Annotated in this window: 27 protein-coding genes; 15 read left to right on the plus strand and 12 right to left on the minus strand. The window is 66.4% G+C overall.

The genetic code is table 11. From position 1 onward, the window contains the following. The first annotated feature begins 41 nt into the window (after positions 1 to 41). Positions 42 to 1,202 (plus strand): M23 family metallopeptidase, encoded by a 1,161-nt coding sequence (locus AEB_RS02750; RefSeq protein WP_442858048.1) that lies wholly within the window; start codon positions 42 to 44, stop codon positions 1,200 to 1,202. Beyond that, positions 1,195 to 1,584, plus strand: coding sequence for a bactofilin family protein (locus AEB_RS02755; RefSeq protein ID WP_231958872.1), 390 nt, complete (start codon positions 1,195 to 1,197; stop codon positions 1,582 to 1,584). The genes AEB_RS02750 and AEB_RS02755 overlap by 8 nt, the downstream gene beginning before the upstream one ends. 93 nt (positions 1,585 to 1,677) lie before the next feature. On the opposite strand, the gene AEB_RS02760 is transcribed toward AEB_RS02755, so the two are convergent. The 5 genes from AEB_RS02760 to AEB_RS02780 all read right to left on the minus strand — a co-directional run bounded on the left by AEB_RS02760 (position 1,678) and on the right by AEB_RS02780 (position 6,254). Beyond that, positions 1,678 to 2,394, minus strand: a complete 717-nt coding sequence (locus AEB_RS02760) for a DUF1013 domain-containing protein (protein ID WP_119081825.1) — start codon at positions 2,392 to 2,394, stop codon at positions 1,678 to 1,680. A gap of 134 nt (positions 2,395 to 2,528) precedes the next feature. Then, the gene (locus AEB_RS02765; RefSeq protein ID WP_119081826.1) at positions 2,529 to 3,578 is read right to left on the minus strand and encodes a glycosyltransferase family 4 protein; all 1,050 of its coding nucleotides are present in this window, start codon (positions 3,576 to 3,578) and stop codon (positions 2,529 to 2,531) included. A 37-nt stretch (positions 3,579 to 3,615) separates the two neighbouring features. Beyond that, positions 3,616 to 4,530, minus strand: a complete 915-nt coding sequence (locus AEB_RS02770; protein WP_119081827.1) for a UDP-2,3-diacylglucosamine diphosphatase — start codon at positions 4,528 to 4,530, stop codon at positions 3,616 to 3,618. Positions 4,531 to 4,636: 106 nt separating this feature from the next. Continuing rightward, positions 4,637 to 5,251, minus strand: a complete 615-nt coding sequence (locus AEB_RS02775; RefSeq protein WP_119081828.1) for a glutathione S-transferase family protein — start codon at positions 5,249 to 5,251, stop codon at positions 4,637 to 4,639. After that, positions 5,244 to 6,254, minus strand: coding sequence for an NAD(P)H-quinone oxidoreductase (locus tag AEB_RS02780; protein WP_119081829.1), 1,011 nt, complete (start codon positions 6,252 to 6,254; stop codon positions 5,244 to 5,246). Before AEB_RS02780 ends, AEB_RS02775 begins: the two co-directional genes overlap by 8 nt. 150 nt (positions 6,255 to 6,404) lie before the next feature. On the opposite strand from AEB_RS02780, the gene AEB_RS02785 reads away from it, so the two are divergent. The 4 genes from AEB_RS02785 to AEB_RS02800 all read left to right on the plus strand — a co-directional run bounded on the left by AEB_RS02785 (position 6,405) and on the right by AEB_RS02800 (position 11,833). Then, complete coding sequence (locus AEB_RS02785; protein WP_331851752.1) at positions 6,405 to 6,587, plus strand: DUF1192 domain-containing protein; 183 nt, start codon at positions 6,405 to 6,407, stop codon at positions 6,585 to 6,587. Between the two features lie 167 nt (positions 6,588 to 6,754). Beyond that, the gene (clpA, locus tag AEB_RS02790; protein WP_119081831.1) at positions 6,755 to 9,121 is read left to right on the plus strand and encodes an ATP-dependent Clp protease ATP-binding subunit ClpA; all 2,367 of its coding nucleotides are present in this window, start codon (positions 6,755 to 6,757) and stop codon (positions 9,119 to 9,121) included. 75 nt (positions 9,122 to 9,196) lie between these two features. Continuing rightward, positions 9,197 to 10,201, plus strand: a complete 1,005-nt coding sequence (locus AEB_RS02795; RefSeq protein ID WP_119081832.1) for a ligase-associated DNA damage response exonuclease — start codon at positions 9,197 to 9,199, stop codon at positions 10,199 to 10,201. 30 nt (positions 10,202 to 10,231) lie between these two features. Continuing rightward, positions 10,232 to 11,833, plus strand: a complete 1,602-nt coding sequence (locus AEB_RS02800; protein ID WP_119081833.1) for a cisplatin damage response ATP-dependent DNA ligase — start codon at positions 10,232 to 10,234, stop codon at positions 11,831 to 11,833. A 24-nt stretch (positions 11,834 to 11,857) separates the two neighbouring features. On the opposite strand, the gene AEB_RS02805 is transcribed toward AEB_RS02800, so the two are convergent. From AEB_RS02805 to AEB_RS02825, 5 genes are read right to left on the minus strand one after another with little or no spacing between them, the layout of a single operon-like run. Beyond that, entirely contained in the window at positions 11,858 to 12,136 is a 279-nt protein-coding gene (locus tag AEB_RS02805; protein WP_119081834.1) for a DUF167 domain-containing protein, read from the minus strand. After that, on the minus strand, positions 12,117 to 12,686 hold the full coding sequence (locus AEB_RS02810) for a gamma carbonic anhydrase family protein (protein ID WP_119081835.1): 570 nt from the start codon (positions 12,684 to 12,686) through the stop codon (positions 12,117 to 12,119). Before AEB_RS02810 ends, AEB_RS02805 begins: the two co-directional genes overlap by 20 nt. Continuing rightward, complete coding sequence (locus AEB_RS02815) at positions 12,683 to 13,267, minus strand: GNAT family N-acetyltransferase (RefSeq protein ID WP_119081836.1); 585 nt, start codon at positions 13,265 to 13,267, stop codon at positions 12,683 to 12,685. Before AEB_RS02815 ends, AEB_RS02810 begins: the two co-directional genes overlap by 4 nt. After that, on the minus strand, positions 13,260 to 14,255 hold the full coding sequence (gene hemB / locus AEB_RS02820; RefSeq protein WP_119081837.1) for a porphobilinogen synthase: 996 nt from the start codon (positions 14,253 to 14,255) through the stop codon (positions 13,260 to 13,262). The genes AEB_RS02815 and hemB overlap by 8 nt, the downstream gene beginning before the upstream one ends. A gap of 45 nt (positions 14,256 to 14,300) precedes the next feature. Continuing rightward, positions 14,301 to 15,908 (minus strand): M23 family metallopeptidase, encoded by a 1,608-nt coding sequence (locus AEB_RS02825; RefSeq protein ID WP_119081838.1) that lies wholly within the window; start codon positions 15,906 to 15,908, stop codon positions 14,301 to 14,303. 305 nt (positions 15,909 to 16,213) lie between these two features. On the opposite strand from AEB_RS02825, the gene AEB_RS02830 reads away from it, so the two are divergent. The 6 genes from AEB_RS02830 to AEB_RS02855 all read left to right on the plus strand — a co-directional run bounded on the left by AEB_RS02830 (position 16,214) and on the right by AEB_RS02855 (position 21,459). After that, positions 16,214 to 18,637, plus strand: coding sequence for a helicase-related protein (locus AEB_RS02830; RefSeq protein ID WP_119084413.1), 2,424 nt, complete (start codon positions 16,214 to 16,216; stop codon positions 18,635 to 18,637). Between the two features lie 14 nt (positions 18,638 to 18,651). Further along, on the plus strand, positions 18,652 to 18,987 hold the full coding sequence (locus tag AEB_RS02835) for an RNA-binding S4 domain-containing protein (RefSeq protein WP_119084414.1): 336 nt from the start codon (positions 18,652 to 18,654) through the stop codon (positions 18,985 to 18,987). After that, positions 18,984 to 19,322, plus strand: coding sequence for a ferredoxin FdxA (fdxA, locus tag AEB_RS02840; protein WP_119081839.1), 339 nt, complete (start codon positions 18,984 to 18,986; stop codon positions 19,320 to 19,322). The genes AEB_RS02835 and fdxA overlap by 4 nt, the downstream gene beginning before the upstream one ends. A 282-nt stretch (positions 19,323 to 19,604) precedes the next feature. After that, positions 19,605 to 20,138 (plus strand): CarD family transcriptional regulator, encoded by a 534-nt coding sequence (locus tag AEB_RS02845; protein WP_119081840.1) that lies wholly within the window; start codon positions 19,605 to 19,607, stop codon positions 20,136 to 20,138. A 162-nt stretch (positions 20,139 to 20,300) separates the two neighbouring features. After that, on the plus strand, positions 20,301 to 21,056 hold the full coding sequence (locus AEB_RS02850; protein WP_119081841.1) for a head GIN domain-containing protein: 756 nt from the start codon (positions 20,301 to 20,303) through the stop codon (positions 21,054 to 21,056). Positions 21,057 to 21,120: 64 nt separating this feature from the next. Then, positions 21,121 to 21,459 (plus strand): hypothetical protein, encoded by a 339-nt coding sequence (locus AEB_RS02855; protein WP_119081842.1) that lies wholly within the window; start codon positions 21,121 to 21,123, stop codon positions 21,457 to 21,459. Here the strand turns inward: AEB_RS02855 and AEB_RS02860 are convergent. After that, on the minus strand, positions 21,456 to 22,400 hold the full coding sequence (locus AEB_RS02860; protein ID WP_119081843.1) for an L-threonylcarbamoyladenylate synthase: 945 nt from the start codon (positions 22,398 to 22,400) through the stop codon (positions 21,456 to 21,458). The genes AEB_RS02855 and AEB_RS02860 overlap by 4 nt on opposite strands. Before the next feature lie 26 nt (positions 22,401 to 22,426). Here AEB_RS02860 and AEB_RS02865 point away from each other — a divergent pair, with 26 nt between their 5' ends. After that, the gene (locus AEB_RS02865; RefSeq protein ID WP_119081844.1) at positions 22,427 to 23,275 is read left to right on the plus strand and encodes a DUF815 domain-containing protein; all 849 of its coding nucleotides are present in this window, start codon (positions 22,427 to 22,429) and stop codon (positions 23,273 to 23,275) included. A gap of 6 nt (positions 23,276 to 23,281) precedes the next feature. Here AEB_RS02865 and AEB_RS02870 read toward each other — a convergent pair whose 3' ends face one another. Beyond that, a complete protein-coding gene (locus AEB_RS02870; protein WP_331851753.1) occupies positions 23,282 to 24,733 on the minus strand; it encodes a PQQ-dependent sugar dehydrogenase in 1,452 nt (483 codons plus the stop codon). A 128-nt stretch (positions 24,734 to 24,861) separates the two neighbouring features. Between AEB_RS02870 and AEB_RS02875 the strand changes: the two genes are divergently transcribed. Together AEB_RS02875 and AEB_RS02880 are read left to right on the plus strand one after the other, a co-directional pair. Beyond that, the gene (locus AEB_RS02875) at positions 24,862 to 25,344 is read left to right on the plus strand and encodes a GAF domain-containing protein (protein ID WP_119081846.1); all 483 of its coding nucleotides are present in this window, start codon (positions 24,862 to 24,864) and stop codon (positions 25,342 to 25,344) included. A gap of 101 nt (positions 25,345 to 25,445) precedes the next feature. After that, a complete protein-coding gene (locus AEB_RS02880; RefSeq protein WP_119081847.1) occupies positions 25,446 to 26,207 on the plus strand; it encodes a glycine zipper 2TM domain-containing protein in 762 nt (253 codons plus the stop codon). Positions 26,208 to 26,306 lie beyond the last annotated feature (99 nt).

A 26,306-nucleotide genomic window follows, 5' to 3' on the forward strand; every position in this document is an offset into this window, starting at 1 on the left:
GGTGCCCGGGGACGCAGAGGCACGGGACAAACGGGGTCGTTTTGATCAGTCAATCCGTCGGCAAGGTTCGGCACCAGCTGCAACGCTGGTTTCCGGAACGGGAGTTCTTCATGCGCTCCCAGGGACAGGTCCGATTCATCACCATTACGTCGCGCATGCAGATCGCGGCCGCTTCGCTGGTGGCGGCGCTGCTGATCGGCTGGGCGCTGTCCATGGCGGTGATGGCCGTGTTCCAATGGCAGGCCAGCAGCGAACGCGCTTCGCTGATGTCACGCGAAGCGAAAGTGGCCAAGGCGGCGAGCCGGGTGAAGGCCTATCGCGACAATCTGGACGAGGTGGCCGATGATCTCGGCCGTCGGCAGGATTTCATCGAAAGCGTCCTGCCGATGCTGCCCGACGATGTGCTGCCTGACGAAACCGTCTCCGACAGCAAGGCGGAAGCGGACAAGACCGTGGCGAAGGTGAGCGCGGCGATTCCCGAAGCCGGAGCGCTCGCCCGGCTGGAGGCGCGGCAGATCGCCTTTGTCGAGCGGCTGACCCGCTTTGCCGACCGCCGCGCCGCCCGCGCGGAGAAGGCACTGCGCACGCTGGGGCTGGACCCGCGCGGCATCCTGCGCGCATCGCACACGGCACAGGGCGGCCCGCTGGAGAAGCTCTCCACCGCCCGGGACGGTTCGATCGACCCGCGCTTCGAACGGATGGGCGCCAGCCTGGAACGGATGGATGCGCTGGAGCGCGGCCTTTCCGGCGTGCCGCAGGTAATGCCCGCCGATTCGAGCTTGATCTCCTCGGGCTTCGGCTATCGCCGGGATCCCTTCAACGGCCACGCCGCGATGCATGCGGGGCTGGATTTTCGCGGCGCGGTGGGCGCGCCGATCCATGCCGCCGCCGCCGGCCGCGTGAGCTTCGTCGGCATGCGGTCGGGATATGGCAAGGTGGTGGAAGTCAGCCACGGCAACGGCTTGATGACCCGCTATGCCCATATGTCGCAATGGAAGGCCAAGGCCGGCCAGCAGGTCGCCGCCGGCGCCGTGATCGGCGCCATCGGCAGCACCGGCCGTTCCACCGGCCCCCATCTTCATTTCGAAGTGCGAATCAACGGGCGCGCGGTTAACCCGCGCCCCTTTCTGGAGACGGCACCCCATGTTCTCGAAGAAGCCCGGGCCAGCGACGCAGAGCGGCGGACGCCAGCCGGTGACTAGCGGAGCGACCTTCTCCGTGATCGGCGCCGATGTAACGATTCGCGGCGATCTGGAAGCGAGCGCCGATCTCCATGTGGACGGCACCGTACTGGGTGACATCACCTGCGCGTCGCTGGTGCAGGGCGCCAGCAGCCGCATAGAAGGAGCAGTGAAGGCCGACAGCGCCCGTCTTTCCGGCACGGTGAAAGGGGCCATAACGGCGCGAGAGCTGATCGTGCTGAAAAGTGCGCGCATCGAAGGCGACGTGCAGTACGAAACGCTGACCATCGAGCAGGGCGCCAGCGTGGAAGGGCGCTTCGCGCCGGAACTCGCCGCCATCAGCGCCCCGCGCGCAGGCGGTGAGGCCGAAGAAGGCGAACCGCGGCTGCATCTCGCGGGCTGACGCGGCACCCGGCTCACGCACATGAACCGCGCATAAGAAAAGGGCCGCTCCCGATGGAGCGGCCCTTTCTGTTTCTTCAGCGATGCAGGCCGATCAGCCCTTGGCTTCGTTCGCCTCGGCCGCGCGCTTCGCCACCAGCCAGGCTTCGGCTTCGGCTTCCTGCGCGGCTTCGACGGCCGCCTTGGCGGCCGCTTCGCGTTCCGCCCGCAGTTCCTCGATCAGCTTTTCTCGCTCGTCCCGCTGTTCGACGGGGCGGATTTCATCCTCCTCCTCCGTCTCGGCAGGCCCGGCGCGCTTGGCGGCCTTGGCCACCGCAGAGTCGAGCTCTCGCTGCGAGCACAGGCCCAGGGTCACCGGATCCTTCGGCTGAATGTTGGAGATGTTCCAGTGCGAACGATCGCGAATCGCGTTGATCGTGTTCCGCGTGGTGCCGATCAGCTTGCCGATCTGCGCATCCGAGATTTCCGGATGGTTGCGGATGATCCAGGCGATCCCGTCCGGCTTGTCCTGCCGCTTGGACACCGGCGTGTAGCGCGGCCCCTTGGTGCGGCTGACATCCACCGGCGCCCGCTGCATGCGCAGGCGATAGGACGGATCCTGCTGCCCGCGCTCGATCTCGTCATGCGTCAGCTCGCCCGAGTAGATCGGATCGCGGCCGGTGTATTTGGAGCTGGCGAGATCATCCGCCATGGCCTGCACCTCGAGGATGTGCAGCCCGCAGAATTCGGCGATCTGCTCAAAGCTCAGCGCAGTGTTGTCGACCAGCCAGGAAGCGGTCGCATGCGGCATCAGGGGAGTGGGCTGGGCCACGTTCTCTCTCCGGTAAAAATAGAAGGGCCGCCCCTTGCGGAGCGGCCGTACACAGGGAGATGTAGGCCCTTTACCGGCAAACGGCAAGCGCGCAGGCCCGTCCCTCTCCTGAGAGGCCCCTCCGGAGCCGGCGCTCAGGCCAGCCCGATCGCGTGCCGCATCCCCGCAGAGGGCCGGGCGCATGCTTCCGGCGCCAGCGCGGCGAAGAACTGGTCCGCGCTCGCCTGCCAGCTGAAGCCGCGCCCATGCGCCAGGCAATCGGTGCGGCGCAGCCGCAGCGCCGCGGCGATGGCATCCTCCAGCCGCTCCGCCATCGCGCCGCTCTTCGCATCCAGTATGTCGAGCGGCCCCTGCACCGGATAGGCTGCCACCGGGGTGCCGCAGGCAAGCGCTTCGATAATGACGAGCCCGAAAGTGTCGGTGCGGCTGGGGAACACGAAGACGTCGGCCCCGGCATAGCAGGCTGCAAGGTCGCGTCCGGTCTGCCGACCGAGGAAGTGGGCATCGGGATATTCGGCCTCCAGCCGCGCCAGTTCCGGCCCGTCGCCCACCACCACCTTCGATCCGGGGTGGCGGTTGCCGAGGAAGGCATCGATGTTCTTCTCCACCGCGACCCGGCCGACATAGAGCTGGATCGGCCGGGGCAGATCGAAGAACAGGTCCGGCGGGGCGATGTCCGGCCCGAAGCACGAGAGATCCACCCCGCGGCTCCACGGCCGCAACTGCGTAAGGCCTTGCGCGCGCAGCTGGCGCCGCACCGTCTCCGTGGCGACCATGATCCCGGCGGAGGGGCGATGGAACCAGCGGATGAAGGGCCAGAACAGGCTGGCCGGCAGCCCCGTTCGGCGCGCAAGGTAATCGGGGAACTGCGTGTGATAGGCGGTGGTGAAGCTGCGCCGCCGCGCGATGCAATGGCGTCGCGCCGCCAGCCCCAGCGGTCCTTCGGTGGCAATATGGACCGCTTCGGCGCCGAAGCCCTCGATCCGCGCGCCGACGCCACGGCGGCCGGCGAAGGCGAGACGGATTTCCGGATAGGTGGGACAAGCGACGGAGCGATAGGATTCGGGCGAGATGACCAGCAGCTCGTGCCCGCGGCGGGTGAGCTCGCGGCTAACCTCGCTCAGCGTGCGGACGACTCCATTGACCTGGGGCGCCCAGGCATCGGTGATCAGAGCTATCTTCATTCCTCTTCCCGCATGCCTTCCTGTTGGCTCGCCGCGATCAGGCGGCCACCGGGAGCTTCTGCGCCGCGACTGCCTCCGCCGCTTCGGCGGCCTCCCTTTCGCGGCGGGCGATTTCTTCCGGCCAGTGGAGGATCTCCATCCGCCCATCGGCATGTTCGACCAGTGCGTTGCAGCCTTCGACCCAGTCGCCATCGTTCCAATATTCGATGCCGTCGAAGCTGCGGAACTCGGCCGTGTGGATGTGCCCGCACACCACGCCGTCCACCCCGCGCTGGGAAGCCGCGCGGGCCACGATCTCTTCGTAGCGGGAGATGAACTCGACCGCGTTCTTGACCTTGTGCTTGGCCATCTTGGACAGCGACCAATAGGGCAGGCCCAGCCGGCGGCGGACCATGTTGACCCAGCGGTTGAGCCCCATGGTCAGCGTGTAGAGCGCGTCCCCCACGAAGGCGAGCCAGCGGTGGGCGAGCATCACGGCGTCGAATTCGTCGCCGTGGATCACCATCAGCCGGCGCCCGTCGGCGGTTTCGTGGAAGGCGGCGCGGCGGATTTCCACCCCGCCGAAGTGCAGGCCAGTGAACTGGCGGAACATCTCGTCGTGATTGCCGGGGATATAGACGATCCGCGTGCCGCGCTTGGCGCGCTTCAGGATGCGCCAGACGATGTCATTATGCGTATCGGGCCAATAGAACTTCTTCTTCAGCCGCCATCCGTCGATAATGTCGCCCACGAGATACATCGTCTCGCTGTCGACATTGTCGAGGAAGTCGATCAGCATCTCGGCATTGCAGCCCTTGGTGCCGAGATGGATGTCGCTAATCCAGATCGTGCGATATTTGCGCCGCCCATCGGGGGATGGTTCCGGCACGACTGGCTGATGCTGATCGAAATTGGGGAATGCGGAAATAATGCCGCCATTCCCGATCTCGCCTTGAAGATACGTGCCGAACATCGGTAACGCCCCAAAATACCTGTCTCGGGCTTATGCCTATGACGGTGAATTGTTGCAGGCGATTCACAGTTCGCGGACAGTTCAGGGACGGTGTTACACTTCGGCGTCACTCCATCGGGACATATCCCGGCAGCGCGGCAACGCGTTTTAGCCAGGCGCAGACATGCCTGCGATCCTCCAGCCGAAAGCCGCCCGCCTCGCTCAGATGCGTGTAGGCATAGAGCGCAACATCCGCGATCGAGGGGGCGTCGCCCGCGAACCATTTGTGGCTGGCGAGATGGATATCCATCAGCGCCAGCGCGTCTTCCCCGGCCATGCGCTTGGCCGGAATCTGAGCGATCTGCTGCGTGCTCAGCGCCGCTTCGCCCACGTAGCACAGCCAGAAGCGCAGCGTGGCGATGTTGGGTTCGTGATTATATTGTTCGAAGAACATCCAGCGCAGCATGTCCGCGCGGGTGAAACGATCTTTGGGAATCAGCGGCGTGCCTTCGGCCAGGTACCAGCAGGCGGCGTTGCTTTCGGGCAGGAAGCGATCCCCCACCTGCAGCACCGGGATACGGCCGTTGCAATTCACCTCGCGCAGGAATTCCGGCGTGCGCGTCTCTCCCCGCAGTATGTCATAGGCCACCCGCCGCAGGGGCAGGCCCAGCAGCGCCGCGGTGAGGCGGATCTTGTAGCAATTGCCGCTGCGCGGATCCTCGTGGAGGGTCAGTTCATCCATGGGTCACCTGTAGCACGATCTTGCCGATGTGATCGCCCCCTTCCATGCGCGCATGGGCGGCGGCGGCCTCCGCCAGCGGAAAGCTGCGGTCCATGGCCGGCCGCAGCGCGCCTTCGCCCACCGCCGGCCAGACCTGTTCGCGAATTTCGTTGGCCAGCAAGGCCTTGAACGAATCGGGCCGGGCACGCAGCGTCGAGCCGGTCATCGTGTGGCGCTTCACCATCAGCTTCGCCATGTTGATCTCGGCCTTCGCGCCGCCGAGCACGGCGATGGTCACCAGCCGGCCATCTTCGGCGAGGCAGTCCAGATTGCGCTGCGTGTAGCTGCCCGCCACCATGTCCAGCACCAGGTCGGCCCCGCGGCCGCCGGTGATGCGACGCACCGCCTCCACGAAATCCTCGTCCCGATAGTTGATCGCGTGATCGGCGCCGAGGGCGCGGGCGGCGGCGCATTTCTCCTCGCTGCCGCAGGTCACGATCACTTCGATCCCGAACAGGCGGGCGAGCTTGATCGCCATCGTGCCGATGCCGCTGGTGCCGCCGTGGACCAGCAGCGTCTCCCCATCGCGCGCCCAGCCGCGTTCGAACACATTGTGCCAGACGGTGAACAGCGTTTCGGGCAGGGCCGCCGCTTCCTCCAGCGGCACCCCGGCGGGCACGGGCAGGCAGTGGTCGGCCTTCGCGAGGCAATATTCGGCATAGCCGCCGCCGCTGACCAGCGCGCAGACCATGCCGCCGCCGAGTTCAGGGCCCACATCGGCGCCGCAGCTCACCACCTCGCCGGCGATTTCCAGCCCGGGAATGTCGGATGCGCCCGGCGGCGGGGGATAAAGGCCCTGGCGCTGCAGCACGTCCGGCCGGTTGACCCCCGCCCAGGCGACCTTCACCAGCACCTCGTCCGGCCCCGGCTGCGGCACCGGCCGCTGCTCCAGCTTCAGCACCTCAGGGCCGCCCGGCTCGGCGATGGCTACGACATTCATTGTATCCGGCAGTGTGCGCGGCATGTGCCCCCCGTGACTTTTCCTCGCGCGCTTACCGGACAGGCCCGCTGTCGCATCTCGGCCACGCTCCACAAGCCTAGTGCGCGGCCCCATTGACAGCAAGCGGTGGCCGTTGGATGCTGCATTGCAATGGAGGACGATGATCTCCCCCGGATGCGCGGCGATGCCGCAAGCCGGCTGGCCGGCGAACCGCTCGATAGCTATTCGCAGGACGAGCTGATGGCCCGCATCCAGGTTCTGGAGGCGGAAATCGCCCGGGTGAAGGCGCATCACGCGAAAGCCGCCGACCACCGGCAACTGGCCGATTCGCTGTTCAAGCCAAGGGACACGGATTGATGGGGCGGGCCTCTGCCCCCTCACCCTCTCGCAATCGCGCTTCGGCGCCCCATATCTCACATGACCAAAGCTCCGAAGCGCCTGCCACGCGCCGTTCCGGCGCCTCTGGCCTCTTCAACAAAAATCACCCTTCGGATCGCAACCTGCAGCCAACGGACAGCTGAATCATGCCTAGTTTCGCCCAGAGCCTTGAAAAGACCCTCCACACGGCGCTCCAGCACGCCACCGACCGGACGCATGAATATGCGACGCTCGAACACCTGCTGCTGGCACTGGTGGAAGATAGCGACGCCGCCGAGGTGATGACCGCTTGCGGTGTCGACCTGGGCGAACTGGCCAATGTGGTGCGCCAGTATCTCGACCAGGAATATCAGTCCCTGAAAACGGAAGACGATGCCGATCCGCAGCCCACGGCCGGCTTCCAGCGCGTGATCCAGCGCGCCATCCTGCACGTCCAGTCCAGCGGCAAGGACACGGTGACCGGCGCCAATGTGCTGGTGGCCCTGTTTTCCGAGCGGGACAGCTATGCCGTCTATTTCCTGCAGCAGCAGGACATGAGCCGGCTGGATGCGGTGAGCTTTATCAGCCACGGCATCGGCAAGGGGGGCCGCAAGGCGGAAGGCCGCCCGCCGCAGGGCGCCGAAGAGCCGGAAGCCAAGGCGGAAGAAAAGCCCGAGAAGGGCAAGAAGGATTCCGCGCTCGACCAGTTCTGCGTCAACCTCAACACGAAGGCGCTGAACGGCAAGGTCGATCCGCTGATCGGCCGCGGCCCCGAAGTGGACCGCACGATCCAGATCCTCTGCCGCCGGTCCAAGAACAACCCGCTCTATGTGGGCGATCCCGGTGTGGGCAAGACCGCCATCGCCGAAGGCCTGGCGCGCAAGATCGTGGAAGGCGAAGTGCCCGAAGTGCTGGAAGAAGCGGTGATCTACTCGCTCGACATGGGCGCGCTGCTGGCCGGCACCCGCTATCGCGGCGATTTCGAGGAACGGCTGAAGCAGGTCGTTTCCGAGCTGGAAAAGATGCCCGAGGCGATCCTGTTCATCGACGAGATCCACACGGTGATCGGCGCCGGCGCCACCAGCGGCGGGGCGATGGACGCATCCAACCTGCTGAAGCCCGCGCTGTCCAGCGGGGCGATCCGCTGCATCGGTTCCACGACCTACAAGGAATTCCGCAACCACTTCGAGAAGGATCGCGCCCTGCTGCGCCGGTTCCAGAAGATCGACGTGAACGAACCTTCGGTGGAAGATACGGTGAAGATCCTCAAGGGCCTGCGCACGGCCTTCGAGGAACATCACAAGGTCAAGTACACGCCCGATGCGATCAAGACGGCGGTGGAGATGAGCGCGCGCTACATCAACGACCGCAAGCTGCCCGACAAGGCGATCGACGTGATCGACGAAGTGGGCGCGATGCAGATGCTGGTGCCGCCGAGCCGCCGCCGCAAGACGATCACTGCCAAGGAGATCGAAAAGGTGATCGCCACCATGGCGCGCATCCCCCCGCGTTCGGTGAGCAAGGACGACAAGGCCGCGCTCGCCAGCCTGGAAAAGGATCTGAAGCGCGTCGTGTTCGGGCAGGACAAGGCGATCGAGGTGCTGTCCACCGCGATGAAGCTCAGCCGCGCCGGCCTGCGCGATCCCGACAAGCCGATCGGCAGCTTCCTGTTCTCCGGCCCCACCGGCGTCGGCAAGACGGAGGTGGCGCGCCAGCTCGCCTCCATCATGGGCATCGAGCTCAAGCGGTTCGACATGTCGGAATATATGGAACGCCATTCGGTGAGCCGGCTGATCGGTGCCCCTCCGGGCTATGTCGGCTATGACCAGGGCGGCCTGCTGACCGACGCGATCGACCAGCATCCGCATTGCGTGCTGCTGCTGGACGAGATCGAGAAGGCCCACCCCGACCTGTTCAACATCCTGCTGCAGGTGATGGACAACGGGCGGCTGACCGATCACCACGGCAAGACGGTGGATTTCCGCAATGTCGTGCTGGTGATGACGACCAATGCCGGCGCGGCCGATGCGGCCAAGCAGGGCATCGGCTTCGGCGCGGGCACCAAGACCGAGGCGAGCGAGGAAGCGGTGAAGAAGATGTTCACCCCCGAATTCCGCAACCGTCTCGATGCGATTGTCCCGTTCGCCTATCTCGGCACCGAGACCGTCAGCCGCGTGGTCGACAAGTTCATCCTGCAGCTGGAACTGCAGCTGGCCGACCAGAACGTGCACATCCAGTTCGACAGCGATGCGCGCGAATGGCTGGGCACGCGCGGGTATGATAAGCTGTATGGCGCGCGCCCCATGGCGCGGCTGATCCAGGACAAGGTGAAGCAGCCGCTGGCGGAAGAACTGCTGTTCGGCAAGCTGAGCCAGGGCGGCGAGGTGCATGTGAGCGTGAAGGATGACAAGCTGTCCTTCGAACTCTCACCCGCCGCGCCCAAGCCGACCAAGCCCAAGGGTGGCCGCAAGCCCGCCGCGAAGAAGAAGCCCGAAGCCTCGGCCGAGGGCAAGGGTGAGGACGAGCAGGACTGATCCGCCACCTCTGAGAAGACCAGGTTCGCGGGCCGAGCCGGAACGAAGCGCCGCCACGGCCTTTGTTTCCGCGCGATGCCCGCGAACTTTTCCTGGATACGCGCCGAACCGCACGGCATCCATGTGGTGCCGGCCGATTGCTGGATCGATCCTTCGCGCCCGGTGGCCCATGCGCTGGTGACGCATGGCCATGCCGATCACGCGCGTGGCGGCCACGGCCGCACCGTGGCGACGCCCGAAACGCTGGCGATCATGGAGCTGCGCTACCAAACGCGCGAGGGTGCCACGCCGGTGCACTATGGCGAAACGCTACGCCTTCCCGGCGGGGTGGACGCCAGCTTCATCCCCGCAGGACATGTGCTCGGCTCCGCCCAGATCCTGCTCGAACACGCTGGCGAGCGGGTGGTGGTGACGGGCGACTACAAGCGGCGGCCCGATCCCACCTGCCGCCCCTTCGAAGTAATCCCCTGCGACATCTTCGTGACCGAGGCGACCTTCGGCCTGCCCGTGTTCCACCATCCGCCCATCGGGGAGGAACTGGACAAGCTGCTGGTGGCGCTGGCGGCCAATCCCGATCGCTGCATCCTGCTGGGCGCCTATGCGCTGGGCAAGGCGCAGCGGCTGATCGCCGAATTGCGCGCGGCGGGCCATTCGCACCCGATCTATCTGCATGGCGCGATGGAGCGCATGTGCCGCCTCTACGAGGAATGGGGCGTGCCGCTGGGCGATCTGCGCCTCGTCTCCGACCACAGCCGCGATGACATGCGCGGCCATATCGTGATTTGTCCGCCCTCCGCGCTCAATGACCGCTGGAGCCGCCGCCTGCCCGATCCGATCACCGCCATGGCAAGCGGGTGGATGCGGGTGCGCCAGCGCGCGCGGCAACGCAATGTCGAACTGCCGCTGGTGGTTTCCGACCATGCCGACTGGGGCGAGCTGACGCGCACGATCGAGGAGGTGAACCCGCAGGAAAGCTGGATCACCCATGGCCGAGAGGAAGCCCTGCTGCGCTGGTGCGAATTGCACCAGCGGCGCGCGCGGGCGCTGGCGCTGGTGGGCTATGAGGATGAGGATGATTGATCCGGCGGCGCCCGGCGCGGTGAGCAGCTGATGGAGGAATTCGCCGCCCTGGTCGATGCGCTGGTCTATACCCGCAGCCGGAACGAGAAGCTGCGGCTGATTGCCGATTATTTGCACCGCACGCCCGACCCCGATCGCGGCTGGGCGCTGGCGGCGCTGACCGGCTCGCTCGATTTCCCGGCGGTGAAATCCTCCACCATCCGCAATCTGCTGCACGAACGGGTCGATCCCGTGCTGTGGTCGCTCAGCCGCGATTTCGTGGGCGATACCGCCGAAACCGCCAGCTTCCTGTGGCCGGAGCCCGATCCCAAGCCCGCCGGCCCCGCCCCCCGCGTGAGCGAGGCGGTGGCGGCGCTGCAGCGGATGACGCGGGCCTCCGTCATGTCGGAACTGCCGCGCCTGCTCGACCGGCTCGACTCCTCCGGCCGCTATGCGCTGTTCAAGCTGGCGACCGGGGGAATGCGCGTGGGTGTTTCGGCGCGGCTCGCCAAGGTCGCCTTCGCCGAACGCTTCGATGTGCCGGTGGAGAAGGTGGAGGAATATTGGCACGCGCTGGAGCCGCCCTTTACCCCGCTGTTCGACTGGGCCGCGCGCGGTGCGCCGGCGCCCGATACGGCGAACATGCCGCTGTTCCGCCCCTTCATGCTCGCGCATCCGCTGGAGGATGGCACGGAGGTGGACCTTTCCGACTATGTGGCGGAATGGAAATGGGACGGCATCCGCGTGCAGCTGGTCCATCTGGGCGGGGAGACGCGCGCCTATTCCCGCTCGGGCGATGACATCACCCATACCTTTCCCGAAATGGCGGAGGCGCTGCGCATCCCCGCGGTGCTCGACGGCGAATTGCTGGTGCGCGGCAGCCATCAGGGCGGGGAAGAGGGCGGCGCGGCCAGCTTCAATGCGCTGCAGCAGCGGCTGGGCCGCAAGACCGTGAGCAAGGCCATGCTGGCCGAGGCGCCGGCCTTCGTCCGCCTGTATGACATATTGCTGCTGGAAGGGGAGGATCTGCGGCCCCTGCCCTGGGCCGATCGCCGCGCGGTGCTGGAAACGCTGCTGCCGCGCCTGCCCGAGGAGCGGTTTGATCTCTCTGCCACGATTGCGGCCGCGTCGTGGGAACAGCTGGCGGCGCTGCGCGAAGGCGCGCGCGACGATGCCATCGAAGGGCTGATGCTGAAGCGGCGGGACAGCCCCTATGTCGCCGGGCGCAAGACCGGGCTGTGGTACAAGTGGAAACGCGATCCGCTGCTGGTGGATTGCGTGCTGATGTATGCGCAGCGGGGGAATGGCAAACGCTCCAGCTTCTATTCGGACTACACATTCGGCTGCTGGGCCGGCGATCCGGATGAAGGCGCCGAACTGTTGCCTGTAGGAAAGGCCTATTCGGGATTTACCGACGAGGAACTGAAGCGGCTGGACCGCCATGTGCGGCAGAACACCGTCAATCGCTTCGGCCCGGTGCGCGAGACGGATCGTAGCCTGGTGTTCGAAGTGGCGTTCGATTCGGTCCACGCCAGCAAGCGGCACAAGTCCGGCCTCGCCATGCGCTTCCCGCGCATTCACCGCATCCGCTGGGACAAGCCGGCGCATGAGGCGGACCGGATCGAGACGCTGCAGGCACTGATCCGCGACTGATCGCGGCGGCGGCGGCGCGCCTTTTCAGCCGATGCGCACCAGCTTTTCCCGCCCGGTTGCGCCGCGCAACAACTCCAGCCGCGAACGGGGCAGCCCCAGCGCAGCGGCGAGCAGCGCCAGCACCGCGTCATTGGCTTCGCCGTCCTGCGGCCTTGCGCGGACCTTCACCAGCAGCCGGTCGCCGGCGATCTCCACCGCTTCCTGCCGCGCGCCGGGGGTGACGCGCAGCGCCAGCCGCCCCTCGCCATCGGCCAGGGCGCGGATCGCCTCCGCCGGGGGCAGTTCAGGCTTCGGCCGTGCCATTCAGCGCGGCAAGGTGGCGCCGGGCCAGCTCGCAATAGCGGGCGGACTGGAACCGGATCTTCTCCACCTGCTCCTCGCTCTGCCGCTTGAGGAACTTCGCCGGGCGGCCAACCCAGATCTCGCGCTCCGGAATGCTCTTGCCCGGACTCAGCAGCGCCCCCGCGCCCAGCATGGCGCCGGCGTCGATGCGGCATGCGTCCATCGCCACCGCCCCCATGCCCACGAAGGCGCGATCCTCCAGCGTGGCGCCATGCACCACCGCCATATGGCCGATCACGCAATCCTCGCCCACGATGGTGGGGCAGCCCTCGGTATCCGGCCGCGGCCCTTCGACATGGAATACGCTGCCGTCCTGCACATTGGACCGTGCCCCGATCTCGATCCGGTGGATGTCACCGCGCAGCACGCAATTGTACCAGACGCTCGCCTCGGGCCCGATCGTGACATCGCCGATGATCCGCGCGCCGGGCGCCACGAAGGCGCTCTCGTGAATCCGCGGCACCTTGCCTTCGAAGGGCAGGATGGTGGCCCAGGGGAACCGCTCGTTCACCGCTTCGCTCCCGCGCCGCTTGCCAGCCAGTCCTGCCGGTCGAGCGAATAAACGATGATCATGCCCGCCTCGGGATCGAAATCCTTGCTCGCGAAGTCGAGATCCGGGCGGCGGGTCATGCCGAGCCGCTCCATCAACCCCCAACTATTGCAGTTGCGTTGTACCGTCAGTGCAATCACGTGCGGAGCGTCGAATTGGGTGAAAGCCGCCCGCAGGGAAGCCTCCGCCGCTTCCCGGGCATAGCCCTTCCCCCAGGCATCTTCGCGCAGCCGCCAGCCGATCTCGAAATCGCCCGCCGGCCCGCCTTCCTGATTGGCCCGCTTAAGTCCGCAGAAACCAAGCACTTCTCCGGCCAGATGGCCGCCATCGTCCTTGCGCTGCACCACCCAGAAGGTATGGCCATGCTCGGCCCGATAGCGCTCCAGCCTCCCCCTCGCGGCAAGCTGCCCCGCTTCGTCCAGCACGCCGCCAAGCCAGCGCATCACCTCCGGCGTGTTGGTGTGCCGGAAGAACGGTTCCCAATCCTCGTCGCGCCAGTCGCGCAGCACGAGGCGATCGGTTTCCAGGCGAAAATCAGCCATTCAGAAGCCTCGCCGCGAGCGGCGCATGATAGGTGAGCACACCCGCGCAACCCGCCCGCTTGAACGCCATCAGCGTTTCCAGCACGAGGGCCTCCCGATCACCCGCGCCAGCAGCAGCAGCGGCCTCGATCATCGCGTATTCGCCGCTGACCTGATAAGCGAACACCGGAACGTCGAACCGGTCCTTCACCCGGGCCACCACGTCGAGATAGGGCAGGCCGGGCTTCACCATCACGCTGTCCGCGCCCTCGGCGATGTCCATCGCCACCTCGCGCAGTGCCTCAGAGCCGTTGGCGGGGTCCATCTGATAGCTCTTCTTGTCGCCCTTCAGCAGCCCGCCGGAGCCCACCGCATCACGGAACGGGCCATAGAAGGCCGAGGCATATTTGGCCGCATAGCTCATGATCTGGACGTTGTGGTGCCCACCCATTTCCAGCGCCATGCGGATTGCCCGCACCCGCCCGTCCATCATGTCGGAAGGCGCGACGATGTCCGCCCCCGCCTCCGCCTGGTTGACCGCCTGATCCACCAGCACGGCCACCGTATCGTCATTCACCACATAGCCCGCATCGTCCAGCAGGCCATCCTGCCCATGCGCCGTATAGGGATCGAGCGCGACGTCTGTGAGCACGCCGATTCCCTCGCCACAGGCGTCGCGAATGGCCCGGATCGCCCGGCACATGAGATTGTCGGGGTTGAGCGCTTCCTCCCCGCTGTCAGAGCGCAGCGAGCCCGGCGTATTGGGGAACAGCGCGAGGCAGGGAATGCCCAGCGCCACGGCCTCTTTCGCCCGGGCAGCGATCCCATCAAGGGACCAGCGCGAGACCCCTGGAAGCGAGCCCACCGGTTCCTCCACGCCCTGCCCTTCGGTGACGAAGAGCGGCCAGATCAGGTCGGCCGGGGTAAGGATGTTTTCGCGGTGCATCGCCCGGCTCCAGGCCGTGGCGCGGCTGCGGCGCATGCGCGTTGCGGGATAGGAAGCTGTCATGGCCCGCGCTCTACGCCCAAAGCGGGCCTCTGGGCAATGCGCCGCTCAGCCGACCTTCTGGGGGGTGTCCAGCCGGTCGATCTCGCGTTGCGGCTTCTCGGCCGCATCGGGATCTGGCTCCAGCCTGTTCAGCGCGGCGCCCGGTTCCACCTTCTGCAGCCGGGCGAGTTCGCCCCGGAAATTGACGAGATCGCGCCCGGAAAGCTGCGCCCGCGTGACGAAGCTGACGCTTCCCGGATTCACGGTCTTGCCGTTGCGATACATCTCGTAATGGAGGTGCGGCCCGGTCGAGAGGCCGGTGGAGCCGACATATCCGATTACCTGACCGCGCGAGACATGGGCGCCGCTTTTCACCGCGATGCGGCTCATATGCGCATAGCCGGTGCCAAGACCATTGCCGTGGCTGATCTTCACGAAATTGCCGTGCCCGCCGTGACGGCCGGCAAATTGCACGGTGCCATCGCTCACCGCATGGATCGGCGTGCCATAGGCGGCGCGGAAATCGATCCCCGCATGCATCCGCTTGTAGCCCAGGATGGGATGCTTGCGCAGGCCGTAGCTTGAGGTGATGCCGCCCGGCACGGGGGCGACGAGCCCGCTGCGCTGCTCCCCCACGCCAGACGCTTCATAGAAGCGCCCATCCTTGCCCCAGCGCATCAGCTGCTGGCGGGGCTTTCCGCCGCGGAGCAGCCCGGCATAGAGCAGATTGCCCGCTTCCACTTCGCCCGTCGCGGCGCGCTTATAGTCCACGATGATGTCGAATTCGTCCTGCGCGCCAATGGCGCTGTCGAGATCGACGGCTTCGCCCAATGCGCGAAGATATTGCTGCACCGCGCGCGGCGGAGCGCCGGCGGCGCGCGCCGAACGGTATAGGCTGGGACCGACCTTGCCCCGGATGCGGAGCGGGGTCGTATCCACCTTGATCGGGTGCGGATCGAGCGCCAGCTGGCCGCCACGCCGCTCCACGGCGAGTTCAAGATCGAAACGGGCGCGGAACGATAGCGCCTCAACCGGGCGGGGCTGGTCGGCTGCGGACCGCCGGCCCAGAGTGATGTCCACCTGCGTTCCGGGCTTGAGGTCCGACAGCGGGATCGCACCGGCGACCATCTCTGCCACGCGCCCAGCCTCCGCCGTGCCCACCCCAGACCGTTGCAGCATGCGGGCGAAGCTGTCCCCTGCCGAAAGCGTGGCCACGCGATCCAGTCGCGGCCGTTCCGGAGCGCTGCGCAAGGGGATTACCGCGCGTGTCGCGCCCATATGGCGGCCGCTGTCAGCCCCCAGCGCCAGGGGCATGATCATCTGACTGCGGAATTCATCTCGCGCCGGGCCGTCGATCTCCATCGCCGGGGCAGCGGCTACCGGACTGAAATCCGGCCAGGCAGCGAGCGCGACAGCGGACAGTGCGAGCAGGGTTGCGGCCCCGCCAAACCAGCGCGCGGAGCCGATGTCCTGCGCCAGATCAGGAGCGAGTTCGAATCGGGCGATGTGGAGCGAAAGCCGGTGCCGCCATTCGTCATAGCGTTCGGCGAAGCTGTTGATCCGGGCAATCCGCCGCGGCGCCTCCGGCAGGATCTGCGCATGGGCGAGCTGAGCCGGCGGGACGGTTACCGCTCCGGCCAGTTCGCCCGCGTAGCTGATCCTGTCGTTGAACAAGCGGCTCTCCTAGGCGACGCCTGCACCGGCCATTCCGGCGGCGCCGATCGGCGCGGTGCGACCCGGCCCCTGATCGTTCTGTCCCAGGGCTCTGCCGCCATAAAGTTAATTTCGCCTAAAGCACGGCAGGACGAGTCGCGATTGCGCCGAAGCGAGCCCCCCAAGCGGAACCGCTACGCAGGGTTGCGGCCAGAGCGGCGTGCGGCCACATTAGCTGTATTGTGAGACATGCCCATCCCGAGAGCCGGCTGCGCGCCGTGCTTGGCCCCACCAACACCGGCAAGACGCATCTGGCGATCGAGCGCATGTGCGGCCACTCCAGCGGCGCTATCGGCTTCCCGCTGCGCCTGCTGGCGCGGGAGGTGTACGACAAGGTCCGCGCGATCAAGGGTGACGCCGCGACGGCACTTATCACCGGCGAAGAGCGGATCGAACCGCCCGGCGCGCGCTACCTGCTCTGCACGGCGGAGGCCATGCCACGAAATGGCGGACAAGCCTTCGTCGCTCTCGACGAGGCGCAACTCGCGGCAGACCGTGAGCGGGGGCACATCTTCACGGATCGCCTGCTGCACGCCCGCGGCCGGGAAGAGACGATGCTGCTGGGCTCCGCGACGCTGGAGCCAGTTGTGAAGGCGCTACTCCCCGGCATCGAGGTGGAGGAGCGGCCGCGTTTTTCCACCCTTACCCATGCCGGGGCAACGAAGCTTTCCCGCCTGCCCCCGCGATCCGCCGTGGTCGCCTTCTCGATCGAGCAGGTCTACGCCGTGGCAGAGATGCTGCGCCGTTTTCGCGGCGGCGCGGCAGTGGTGATGGGCGCCCTGAGCCCGGAGACGCGCAACCGTCAGGTGGCACTGTTTCAGAGCGGCGAGGTGGACTACATCGTCGCCACCGATGCCATCGGCATGGGCCTCAATCTTGACGTCACTCATGTCGCCTTCGCCGCCCTGTCGAAGTTCGACGGACAGCGGCAGAGGCGGCTGACCCCTGCTGAAATGGCCCAGATCGCCGGCCGCGCCGGCCGCCACCAGAAGGACGGCACCTTCGGCGTGCTGGCCGGCGGCCGCCGGGGCGAGCCGCTGGAGTTCACCGAGGACGAGATCTTCGCCATCGAGCGGCACCGCTTCGCGCCGCTCACCCGCCTCTTCTGGCGGGAAGCGGAGCCGCGCTTCGACAGCCTGGCCACGCTGATCGGCGATCTCGAGGAAAAGCCGCAGGAGCCGCAACTCGCCCCCGCGCCCGAGGCGATCGACCTCGCAGTGCTCAAGCGGCTGGCGGAGGACCCCGCCTTTGCGACTGACGTCACGACGCCCGGGCTTGTCCGCCGTCTGTGGGAGGCATGCCAACTGCCCGACTTCCGCCAGCAGGGAGCAGACATGCATGCGCGCTTCGTCTCCCGTCTGTGGAGCGAATTGCGCGAAGGCTATCTCGGCGCCGACTATGTGGCCGGGCGGATCGCCGAGCTCGATCGAACGCAGGGTGACATCGATGCGCTGCAGAGCCGCATCGCCGCGATCCGCAGCTGGGCCTATATCTGCCAGCGCCCGGACTGGGTGCTGGCGCGCGATGAGATGGCAGCCCGGGCGCGCGCGGCCGAGGCTCGCCTGTCGGACGCATTGCACCAGCGGCTGACGGAACGTTTCGTCAATCGCCGAACTGCTGTATTGATGAAAACGATGGGGAAAGATGCAGGCTTGCTGCGCGTCGCGCTGGAGGATGATGGCGGGGTGACGGTGGAAGGACACCGGATCGGCCATCTGGAAGGATTCCGCTTCGTGGTGGATGCCAGCGCGGATCAGGAAGATCGCAAGCTGATGCTGGCCGCTGCGGAAAAGCACCTGCCGCAACTGCTGGCGGCCAAGGCGCAGGCACTGGTGCAGGACGAATTGGGCGATCTGGTGATCGCCGATTCCGCAGTCTGGCGCGGCAATCAGCTGGTCGCCCGGCTGCTCCCCGGCAAGCAACGCACCGCTCCGCGCATTGAGCTGGCGAAGGAGCTCGGTGCACTTGATCACGCGCAGTGGGCGCGGCTTGAGGAAGCGCTTTCCCGCTGGCTGGAAGCGGAGCTCAGCCCGCTGGCGCCGCTGGCAGCGATCGAGCGTGCCGCGCTGGATCCGGAAGCTGGATCGGAAGTCCGTGCGCTTTTCCTCACTCTCGCCGATCGCGCCGGCACGGTGCCGCGCGAAGACGCCGGCCTGGCGCAGATTTCCAAGGAGAAACGGCCCCTGCTGCGGCGGCTTGGCGTCACCATTGGCGCGCTGGATGTGTTCATGCCTGCCCTGCTCAAGCCCGCCCCGCGCCGGCTGCTTCAAGCCATCGGCCTCGACCGGCGGCCGCTACAGCCAGGCATGGAAGCGGTTATTCCCGGGGGCCGCCATGTCCCTGCGGGGTATCGCCGCGCAGGGACGCAGGCAATTCGCGTCGATCTGGCGGAAAAGCTGTTCCGCGCCGCGCACGAAGCGCGGGCAGGAGCGGGGACAGGCGGCTTCCGCGTGGATAGCGCCCTTGCCACCTCCATGGGCTTGCTGCCCGACAACGCCATGCGCCTGATGCGCGATGGCGGTTTCCGCCCTGGGGGTGTGCGCTTGCTGCCGGATGGTGCCCTTGGCCCCCCCGCGCCGGTGCTTTGGAACTGGCGCGCACCCCGCAAGGATCGACGGCCACCCGCTCCGGGCAAGGCGCCGGTGCGGGAAGGTAATGCCTTCGCTGAACTGGCGCGGCTCGTCCGGTGAGGACGGAGCCCGGCATGCGGATCGACCGCCTGCTGTTCTTCCTCCGCTTTGCAAAGACGCGCGCGCTGGCGCAGGCCCTCCTTGGACGAGGCCATGTTCGCCTGAACGGAGAAAGGGTCATCCGGCTCGACCGCATGGTGGGAGTGGGTGATGTGCTGACACTGCCACTGGGCGCAGCAGTGCGGGTGATAGAAATCCTTGCTTTGCCGCAGCGGCGTGGACCCGCTAGCGAAGCGCAGGGCTGCTATCGCGCGCTTGACGCCGGGCGTCCTATGGCCATAGCAGGCGCCACGAATGACCTTGTCGCCGGCGGACCGGCTCAGGGGGAAGAAGGGAAAGCGCAACAATGACCTATGTCGTCACCGACGCATGCATTCGATGCAAATATACCGACTGCGTCGAGGTTTGCCCCGTCGATTGTTTCTACGAGGGCGAGAACATGCTGGTCATCAACCCTTCCGAATGTATCGACTGCGGCGTGTGCGAGCCGGAGTGCCCCGCCGAAGCCATCCTGCCGGATACCGAAGGCGGCCTGGAGCAGTGGCTGGAGCTGAACGCCAAATATTCGGCCGAGTGGCCCAACATCACCGAGAAGAAGGACCAGCCGGACGACGCCGAGGAGCATAAGGGCGAGGACGGGAAGTTCGACAAGTACTTCTCGCCCGAGCCCGGCGAAGGCGACTGAGCAGGCCCGGCGCGGCTCGACTCGCGCCTTTGCCGGTCTACGCGCAAGCAAGGATTTCTGGCTCGCTCCGTGGCTTTTTCGCTGCAGGGTGGCAATTTTGTTGCGAATCTGCTAAATAGCGCTGCAACTGCCCCCCGGTCGGGTGTGGCAGGCGGATAAGGAAGGCAGGTCGCCCCCCATCAGCGCTCAGCATAATCAAGGGAGAACCGCCGAGGGGGGTCGCGCGGTTTCGTCCTTGTTGGCGCTGGCGTTTCCTGACCTGCCGCAGAGAAAGGACTATTAATGTCTGCGAATGCGCCCGCCTTCGACGTCGGTGATTATGTGGTTTATCCCAAGCACGGGGTAGGCCGGGTGATTGAGCTGCAGAGCGAGGAAATCGCCGGCATGAAGCTCGAACTTTACGTGCTGCGCTTCGAAAAAGAGCGGATGACGCTCCGCGTTCCGGTCAACAAGGTCGAAACGATCGGCATGCGCAAGCTTTCCAGCGACAAGACGCTGAAGGAAGCCATGGAAACGCTGAAGGGCAAGCCCAAGGTGAAGCGCACCATGTGGTCGCGTCGTGCGCAGGAGTACGAAGCCAAGATTAATTCCGGCGATCTCGTCTCCATCGCCGAGGTTACTCGCGATCTGTATCGCCCCGAGGACCAGCCGGAGCAGAGCTATTCCGAGCGGCAGATCTTCGAAGCCGCTTCCAGCCGTCTCGCCCGCGAGCTGGCGGCGATGGAGAAGACCGACGAGCCGGCCGCGCTGGTCAAGATCCTCGACGTGTTGAAGACCCACGCGCCGCAGTATTACGAGAACACCGAAGACGCCTGATCGCTATCGCGACGGCCAGTTCGGCTGCCGAGGGCCGTTCCGCCATGCGGAGCGGCCCTTCGCATATGGCCGATCGACGCACGACCAGGTTCGACGAGCGGCAATTGCGGCTGCCGCATACTGCGCGTATTAGCTCAGTAACACAGGGATGGAGGTAGCCGCATGGGCTTCGCAAAACTCGCCACATCCGCCGCTCCGCTGCTGGCCTTCGCTGCGCTGGGCGCGCTCGCCGGCTGCAAGGGCGGCACAACGCAGATCAACGGGTCGGAGGGCGTGCCGCTCTCGCAACTGGACCTGTCCGGCCCCGCTCCCGATACCGTGGTTCTCGCAGGGCCCGACAATGTGATTATCGAAGAGGGTGCGAAATTCGACGTCAAGGTGGCGAGCGGCGCGGGCGCATCCTCCCACCTCCGTTTCACGCTTGACGACGGCACACTTGGAATCATGCGGGACGAAACCAGTTTCCCCGGCAGCGACCCCGCCACTGTCCATGTGACGATGCCGGCACCACGCAGCCTGACCGCGGCCGGAAGCGGGACGATCCGCAGCGCGGCACTGACCGGCGCGGCTGAGGTGGTAATCGGCGGCTCCGGCACGATCGAAACTCCCTCCGTCGCAGCCGACGCGCTGGAGGTGACGATCGCCGGTTCCGGCACCTATGTCGCGGGAGGTGCGGCCAAGACTCTCGAACTCTCCATCGGCGGAAGCGGAAGCGCGCGCATGGACGGACTCAAGGTGGAATCGGCCCAGGTCAACATGGCCGGATCCGGCAGTGCAGGCTTCACATCCGACGGAACAGTCAACGCCAGCATCCTCGGTTCCGGTGACGTGACGGTGCACGGCAAGGCGCGCTGTACGGTAGATGCGGTGGGATCGGGTACGCTAACTTGCGACGGCGGAACCAAGGGCAGCGAATGATCTGGACACCGGGTCATCCGCCCGCAATGTTCGGCGGCGTATCACAGGCGCCGAAAGGATTGCGATGCCCCGCCTGCCTCTCGTGCCCGCATTTGCCGTCGCTTTCGGGCTGCTGCTGAGCGGCTGCGTAGCCCGAACGGCGCTGAATGTCGCCACTGCGCCCGTCAGGATCGTCGGCAAGGGCGTCGATCTCGCCACCACCAGCCAATCCGAAGCAGACGAGAAGCGCGGCCGCGAACTGCGCAAGCAGGACGAGCGCCTTGCCCGGCTGCAACGGGATTATGACAAGCAGATGCGCCGCTGCCAGCAAGGCGATCGCAACGCCTGCGAGGATGCTCGCGAAAGCTACGCGGCGATGCAGCAGATCAGGCCATCCGCCTCGATCGAGCCGGATCGGCGCTAGGCTGCCGCGCGGCGCAGACGATCGTTGATCGCTGCGCCGATGCCCTCCGCGGGTATCGGCGCCACCGCGATCCGCGGCCTCGGTGAGGCGGCCGCAGCATGCAGGCAGGCGTAAAGGCGTGCTGCGGCAATCGCGACGTCGCCAGTTTCCGAGAGCGTGCAATCCCCTGTCACCGGGCCGAAGCCGATGAAATATTCGTCCGGCTCCGCCTCCTCCGCCGCGAGGCGCAGCGGCTTGCCCGGAGAATAATGCTGGGCGAGCTGGCCTGGGGCTTCAACCTTTGCCTCGCGCACCGGCTGCGGAGGGCCCAGCACCGCCGTCAGTTCCGCCTCCGTGATCGGCCCGTGGCGCAACAATTGCCACTCCCCCCCGGGACGCAAGGCCACGATGGTCGATTCGAGCCCGCGCGGACAGCCTCCGCCGTCCAGCACCGCGTCCACCGCCGATCCAAGCGATGCCACAACATGCTCAGCCTCGGTTGGACTCACGGCTCCGCTACGATTGGCCGATGGCGCTGCCAGCGGCGATTGCAGGGCTGCGAGCACCGCCCGCATGGCGGGATGATCGGGGATTCGCAGTGCGACGGTCGGCAGCGCTGCGGTCACCGCAGGCGTGATCGCGCTCCCCTCCCGCAGCGGCAGTACGAGCGTGAGCGGGCCGGGCCAATAGCGCGCCGCCAGCAGTTCCGCCGCATCCCCAAATTCGGCCACCCGGCGCGCCATCACGAGATCGTCCACGTGCACGATCAGCGGATTGAAATCGGGACGCCCCTTGGCGCGGTAGATGCCCGCCACCGCCTCTGCGCTGTCGGCCCGCGCCGCCAGCCCGTAAACCGTCTCCGTCGGCAGGGCGACGAGCTTGCCGGCGCGCAGCAATTCGGCCGCCCGGGCAATGCCCGCCGGATCCATTGCCAGCCGCTCGGGTGCTCGCTTGCCGCTCATCGCGCCGCGCTATAGGTCAGCAGGCCATGAAAGACCAAGTCGATCCTCCCGCGCCGGGCGCGGACGAGCCGTTGATCCGCATCGCCGAGGCGCTCGAGCGACTTGCGCCCAAGCCGCTGCACACCAACTGGCTCGCCTGGCCGGCCTATGTGTGGACCGGCGCTGGCGCTCGCGGCGTGGAGCGGCTGGAAGCCCCGCCATTGGGACTCCTGAAAGGGATCGATCGGCAGAAATCCGTTGTCACCGACAATGTTCGCCGATTGGCGCAGGGCCATTCGGCACATGACATGTTGCTGTGGGGCGCGCGCGGGATGGGGAAATCGGCCCTGCTGCGCGCCGCCGTATCTGCTGCGCAGCTGGAGGCGCATGGCGCGCTGGCGCTGGTGCAAGTGGCTCCCGACGCGCTTGCGACGCTGGTGCAGCTGTTCAACGCACTGGGCAAGGTGGAGCGGCGCTTCCTGGTGTTCATCGACGACCTCGGTTTCGCGCCCGGCGATCCCACTGGGCCCCGGCAATTGCGCAGTTGGCTCGACGGCGGCGTGGAAGCGCGCCCGGCCAACGCACGGCTGGCAATCACGTCCAATCGCCGCGCGATCGTGGCACGAGAAGCGAATGAGCAATCCGATCCGCTGAATCCGCGGGACGATGTGGACGATCAGCTTGCGCTGGCGGATCGCTTCGGCCTCGCGCTCGGCTTTCATGCCTGCTCGCAGGATGAATATCTCGAGATCATCGAGGGCTACGCGGGTGAATATGGCCTCGAATTTACCCGCGCCGAAGCGCTCGAATGGTCTCGTCGGCGCGGTGGCCGGTCTGGCCGCATCGCCTGGCACTTCGTGACGGAACTCGCCGGGCGCGCCGGAAAGCTGCTGTAGCGCCCCTCAGAACGATCCCGGCAACAGATCGGCCGGCGGATTGTCGAACGCCTGGGCAGGATCGCCATTGAGCTCGCGCTGCGGCGGAAGGCGCGCCCCCGCATTGCGCTTGGGCGCAGCGGCGGGTGCCGCCCCCGGCGCTTCGATACGCCAGATCGTATTGGCCGTATCGTCGCTCAACAGCAGCGCGCCCGTCTTGTCCCACGCCACCCAGGTGGGCCGGCCGTGCGTTTCGCCTTTATCGGCTAGGAAGCTCTTGAGCACGGGCTTGGGCAAGCCTTCTGGATTGCCGCGCTCGTCGAAGGCGACATAGACGAGATCATAGCCAGACGGCGGCTTGCGGTTCCACGAGCCATGGCGGGCGATAAAGGCGCCATGGCTGAAGCCCGTCCCCATGCGCGAGCCTTCTTGCGTAAAGGCGAGGCCGAGAGCGGCCACATGCGGCCCCAAGGCATATTCCGGTTTGCGCGTGTAGTCGGTGAGATACAGCGGCATCGGCGCGGTCACGCGCTCGTCCACCACATCCTTCCAATAAACCCAAGGCCAGCCGTAGTTGACCCCGATAGGCACATTGGTGAGATAATCGGGCACCAGATCGGATCCGAGCATGTCACGCTCGTTCACCGTCACCCACAGCTCCCCGGTCCAGGGGTTCCAGTCGAGGCCGTTGGGGTTGCGCAGTCCGGACGCATAAATGCGCGATTCGCCCGTCGTCAGGTCGAGCTCGTGGATCGCCGCGCGGCCATCTTCCTTGTCCATCCCGCCTTCCCCGATGTTGGAGGCGGAACCCACCGCGACATAGAGATGGGTCCCATCCGGCGAGAGTACGAGGTTGCGCATCCAGTGGTTGCCGCCCCCCGGCAGCGTCATCAGCCGTTCGGGCTTGCCCGTAATGCTGGTGGCCCCTTCGGCATAATCATAGCGCCAGACGCCATCATGGGTCGCGAGGTAGAGCTTGCCGTCGCGCCAAGCCATTCCGGAGGGGGAAGCCACGCCCTGGAGCAGCACGCTGCGCGCCTCGGCCGCCCCGTCGCCATCGGCGTCGCGCAACAGTACCACCTTGTCCGGGGAAGGCACGCCTGCCCCCGCCCGGCTGAAGAGGATTCCGGCCACGAAATTGGTGATGCCACCCCCGGCCACCACGCGCTCGGGCGCATTGGCTTCGGCAACGAGTATGTCGCCGTTCGGCATCGCGTAGATCACCCGCGGATGCTCCAGACCCGTGGCGAAACGGCTTACCGTGAAGCCTTCGGCGGCCTGCGGGGCACCCTCCCCCCAGCCGACTGGCTTTGCCACCTCCACCGTGGGGATCGTTTGCGGATCGGGCTCTGCGAACACCGGATCGAGCCCCGTCACCTGCGCCACGCTGTATTGCGCGGGATCGCCGCGCAATACCCACCAGCCCGCCACGGTGAGAATGATGATAAGGGCCAGGAGGCCGAGGGCGATCTTCTTCATCGTGCTCATTGCAGCCGAGAGTAGGCCAGCGTGTCCTCCGCGGCAACGGGCTAAAGATGATGGGATGGCGGATCAGCAGCCATTGCCGGCAGTTCCTCTCCAGACGGAATAGTTATACGGGGAGCCGTATGTTTTCCTTCACCACCGATCCCGCCCAACCCAAGTCGCAGCTCTATGCCGAACTGCGTTCCGCCGCGCTCGCCCTCACGGATGGCGAAACCGATGCAGTTGCCAACATGGCCAATCTTGCGGCGCTGATGTGGCAATTCCTTCCCGAGCTGAATTGGGCCGGATTCTACCGTACCATTAACGGAGAACTGGTGCTCGGCCCCTTCTGCGGCAAGCCGGCCTGCATAAGGATTCCGTACGGCAGCGGAGTATGCGGTACAGCCGCGGCGCAGGGCGAGACGCAAATGGTGGCGGACGTTCACGCTTTTCCTGGACACATCGCCTGCGATGCGGAGAGCCGGAGCGAACTGGTGGTGCCAGTCATCCGTGAGGGTAAAGTGCTTGCGGTGATCGACCTGGACAGTCCACGCGTGTCGCGCTTCGATGAAGACGATCAGGCGGGCGTCGAAGCGCTCGCCGCTGCAATAGGCGAGCGCATCTAGAGCGACCCGGAACGGGACAACCGTCCTTGCTGTGGCCCGCGATATGGTAACCAGGGGCTTAACGAGCGTATAGGTAGTCGGCCGCAACAGGGGACCTGCTGATGACGATTCGCTCCGCCTCGCTGTGTGTTCTCATGACCTTCGCCGCAACTTTGGCTCCAGCCAGGGCGCAGCAAGCCCCGCTTCCAGCGGAAATCCCCCAAGCGGAAAGCGGCAGCTATGACGGCGAGTGGATCGGGGCATGGGACGACGACGCCGTGTATCGCGGCGTTTGGCACGGCACCTACACGGGCGCGGATGGCGAACCTGTCGAAGCGGAGTTTCGCGGCATTTTCCTTGATGACGGCCACTTCCTCTCTGATGGAGGGCGCGCGCTCGCGCGCGACGAACGTGGCTGGCGGGAGGAGCAGGCAACAGGCTGGCGCGCGGGATATCGGCGCTCTTATCAACCCGCCATGCTGGGGTATTCACCTGAGGAGCGCGCCGAATGGCTGTACCGTTGCCGAAGCGCCTATACTGCCCCGGAGCAGCGGGACGGCGATGGCCGGCTTATCGGAGCTGTGGTCGGCGCGGCGGCCGGCGGCCTCATCGGCAACCGGGTTGCGCGTGGAAATCGTCTTCTGGGCACTGTGATTGGCGCGGGTGCGGGTGGGCTTGCCGGTGCAGCGATCGGCGATGCCGCCGATGACGCCGCCCGCCGCCGCGATGACCGCGCGATCTTCGACGTGTGCGAGGATTATCTCGACCGCTACGAACGGAGCTACGGCGGCTCAATAGCAGGATACGGCCCGGTGCGCTGGGTTCGCGTTCCGATCCGGCGAGAACCGCGCGACTGCGCGTGTAGCGAAGAGGACCGCTACTGAAGCAAAGTGGGAGCTGAAATTCTCGCTCTGGTCCAAGACTGTTTGAATATCAATAGGGTAGCCGTACGGAGCGAGTTGCGCCGCGCGACTTTTCGAATT

This window comes from Altererythrobacter sp. B11, from assembly GCF_003569745.1.
Lineage (GTDB): Bacteria > Pseudomonadota > Alphaproteobacteria > Sphingomonadales > Sphingomonadaceae > Croceibacterium_C.

Excerpts from the sequence above, each read along its gene's own strand:
- AEB_RS02770 (WP_119081827.1), bottom strand. The coding sequence starts at position 4,530 with ATGTTCGGCACGTATCTTCAAGGCGAGATCGGGAATGGCGGCATTATT.
- AEB_RS02785 (WP_331851752.1), top strand. The coding sequence starts at position 6,405 with ATGCGCGGCGATGCCGCAAGCCGGCTGGCCGGCGAACCGCTCGATAGC.
- AEB_RS02875 (WP_119081846.1), top strand. The coding sequence starts at position 24,862 with ATGTTTTCCTTCACCACCGATCCCGCCCAACCCAAGTCGCAGCTCTAT.
- hemB (WP_119081837.1), bottom strand. The coding sequence starts at position 14,255 with ATGACAGCTTCCTATCCCGCAACGCGCATGCGCCGCAGCCGCGCCACG.
- AEB_RS02805 (WP_119081834.1), bottom strand. The coding sequence starts at position 12,136 with ATGGCACGGCCGAAGCCTGAACTGCCCCCGGCGGAGGCGATCCGCGCC.
- AEB_RS02860 (WP_119081843.1), bottom strand. The coding sequence starts at position 22,400 with ATGAGCGGCAAGCGAGCACCCGAGCGGCTGGCAATGGATCCGGCGGGC.
- AEB_RS02855 (WP_119081842.1), top strand. The coding sequence starts at position 21,121 with ATGCCCCGCCTGCCTCTCGTGCCCGCATTTGCCGTCGCTTTCGGGCTG.
- AEB_RS02815 (WP_119081836.1), bottom strand. The coding sequence starts at position 13,267 with ATGGCTGATTTTCGCCTGGAAACCGATCGCCTCGTGCTGCGCGACTGG.
- AEB_RS02835 (WP_119084414.1), top strand. The coding sequence starts at position 18,652 with ATGCGGATCGACCGCCTGCTGTTCTTCCTCCGCTTTGCAAAGACGCGC.
- AEB_RS02830 (WP_119084413.1), top strand. The coding sequence starts at position 16,214 with ATGTGCGGCCACTCCAGCGGCGCTATCGGCTTCCCGCTGCGCCTGCTG.
- AEB_RS02880 (WP_119081847.1), top strand. The coding sequence starts at position 25,446 with ATGACGATTCGCTCCGCCTCGCTGTGTGTTCTCATGACCTTCGCCGCA.
- AEB_RS02775 (WP_119081828.1), bottom strand. The coding sequence starts at position 5,251 with ATGGATGAACTGACCCTCCACGAGGATCCGCGCAGCGGCAATTGCTAC.
- AEB_RS02865 (WP_119081844.1), top strand. The coding sequence starts at position 22,427 with ATGAAAGACCAAGTCGATCCTCCCGCGCCGGGCGCGGACGAGCCGTTG.
- clpA (WP_119081831.1), top strand. The coding sequence starts at position 6,755 with ATGCCTAGTTTCGCCCAGAGCCTTGAAAAGACCCTCCACACGGCGCTC.
- AEB_RS02800 (WP_119081833.1), top strand. The coding sequence starts at position 10,232 with ATGGAGGAATTCGCCGCCCTGGTCGATGCGCTGGTCTATACCCGCAGC.
- AEB_RS02850 (WP_119081841.1), top strand. The coding sequence starts at position 20,301 with ATGGGCTTCGCAAAACTCGCCACATCCGCCGCTCCGCTGCTGGCCTTC.
- AEB_RS02845 (WP_119081840.1), top strand. The coding sequence starts at position 19,605 with ATGTCTGCGAATGCGCCCGCCTTCGACGTCGGTGATTATGTGGTTTAT.
- AEB_RS02780 (WP_119081829.1), bottom strand. The coding sequence starts at position 6,254 with ATGCCGCGCACACTGCCGGATACAATGAATGTCGTAGCCATCGCCGAG.
- AEB_RS02870 (WP_331851753.1), bottom strand. The coding sequence starts at position 24,733 with ATGAAGAAGATCGCCCTCGGCCTCCTGGCCCTTATCATCATTCTCACC.
- fdxA (WP_119081839.1), top strand. The coding sequence starts at position 18,984 with ATGACCTATGTCGTCACCGACGCATGCATTCGATGCAAATATACCGAC.
- AEB_RS02795 (WP_119081832.1), top strand. The coding sequence starts at position 9,197 with ATGCCCGCGAACTTTTCCTGGATACGCGCCGAACCGCACGGCATCCAT.
- AEB_RS02765 (WP_119081826.1), bottom strand. The coding sequence starts at position 3,578 with ATGAAGATAGCTCTGATCACCGATGCCTGGGCGCCCCAGGTCAATGGA.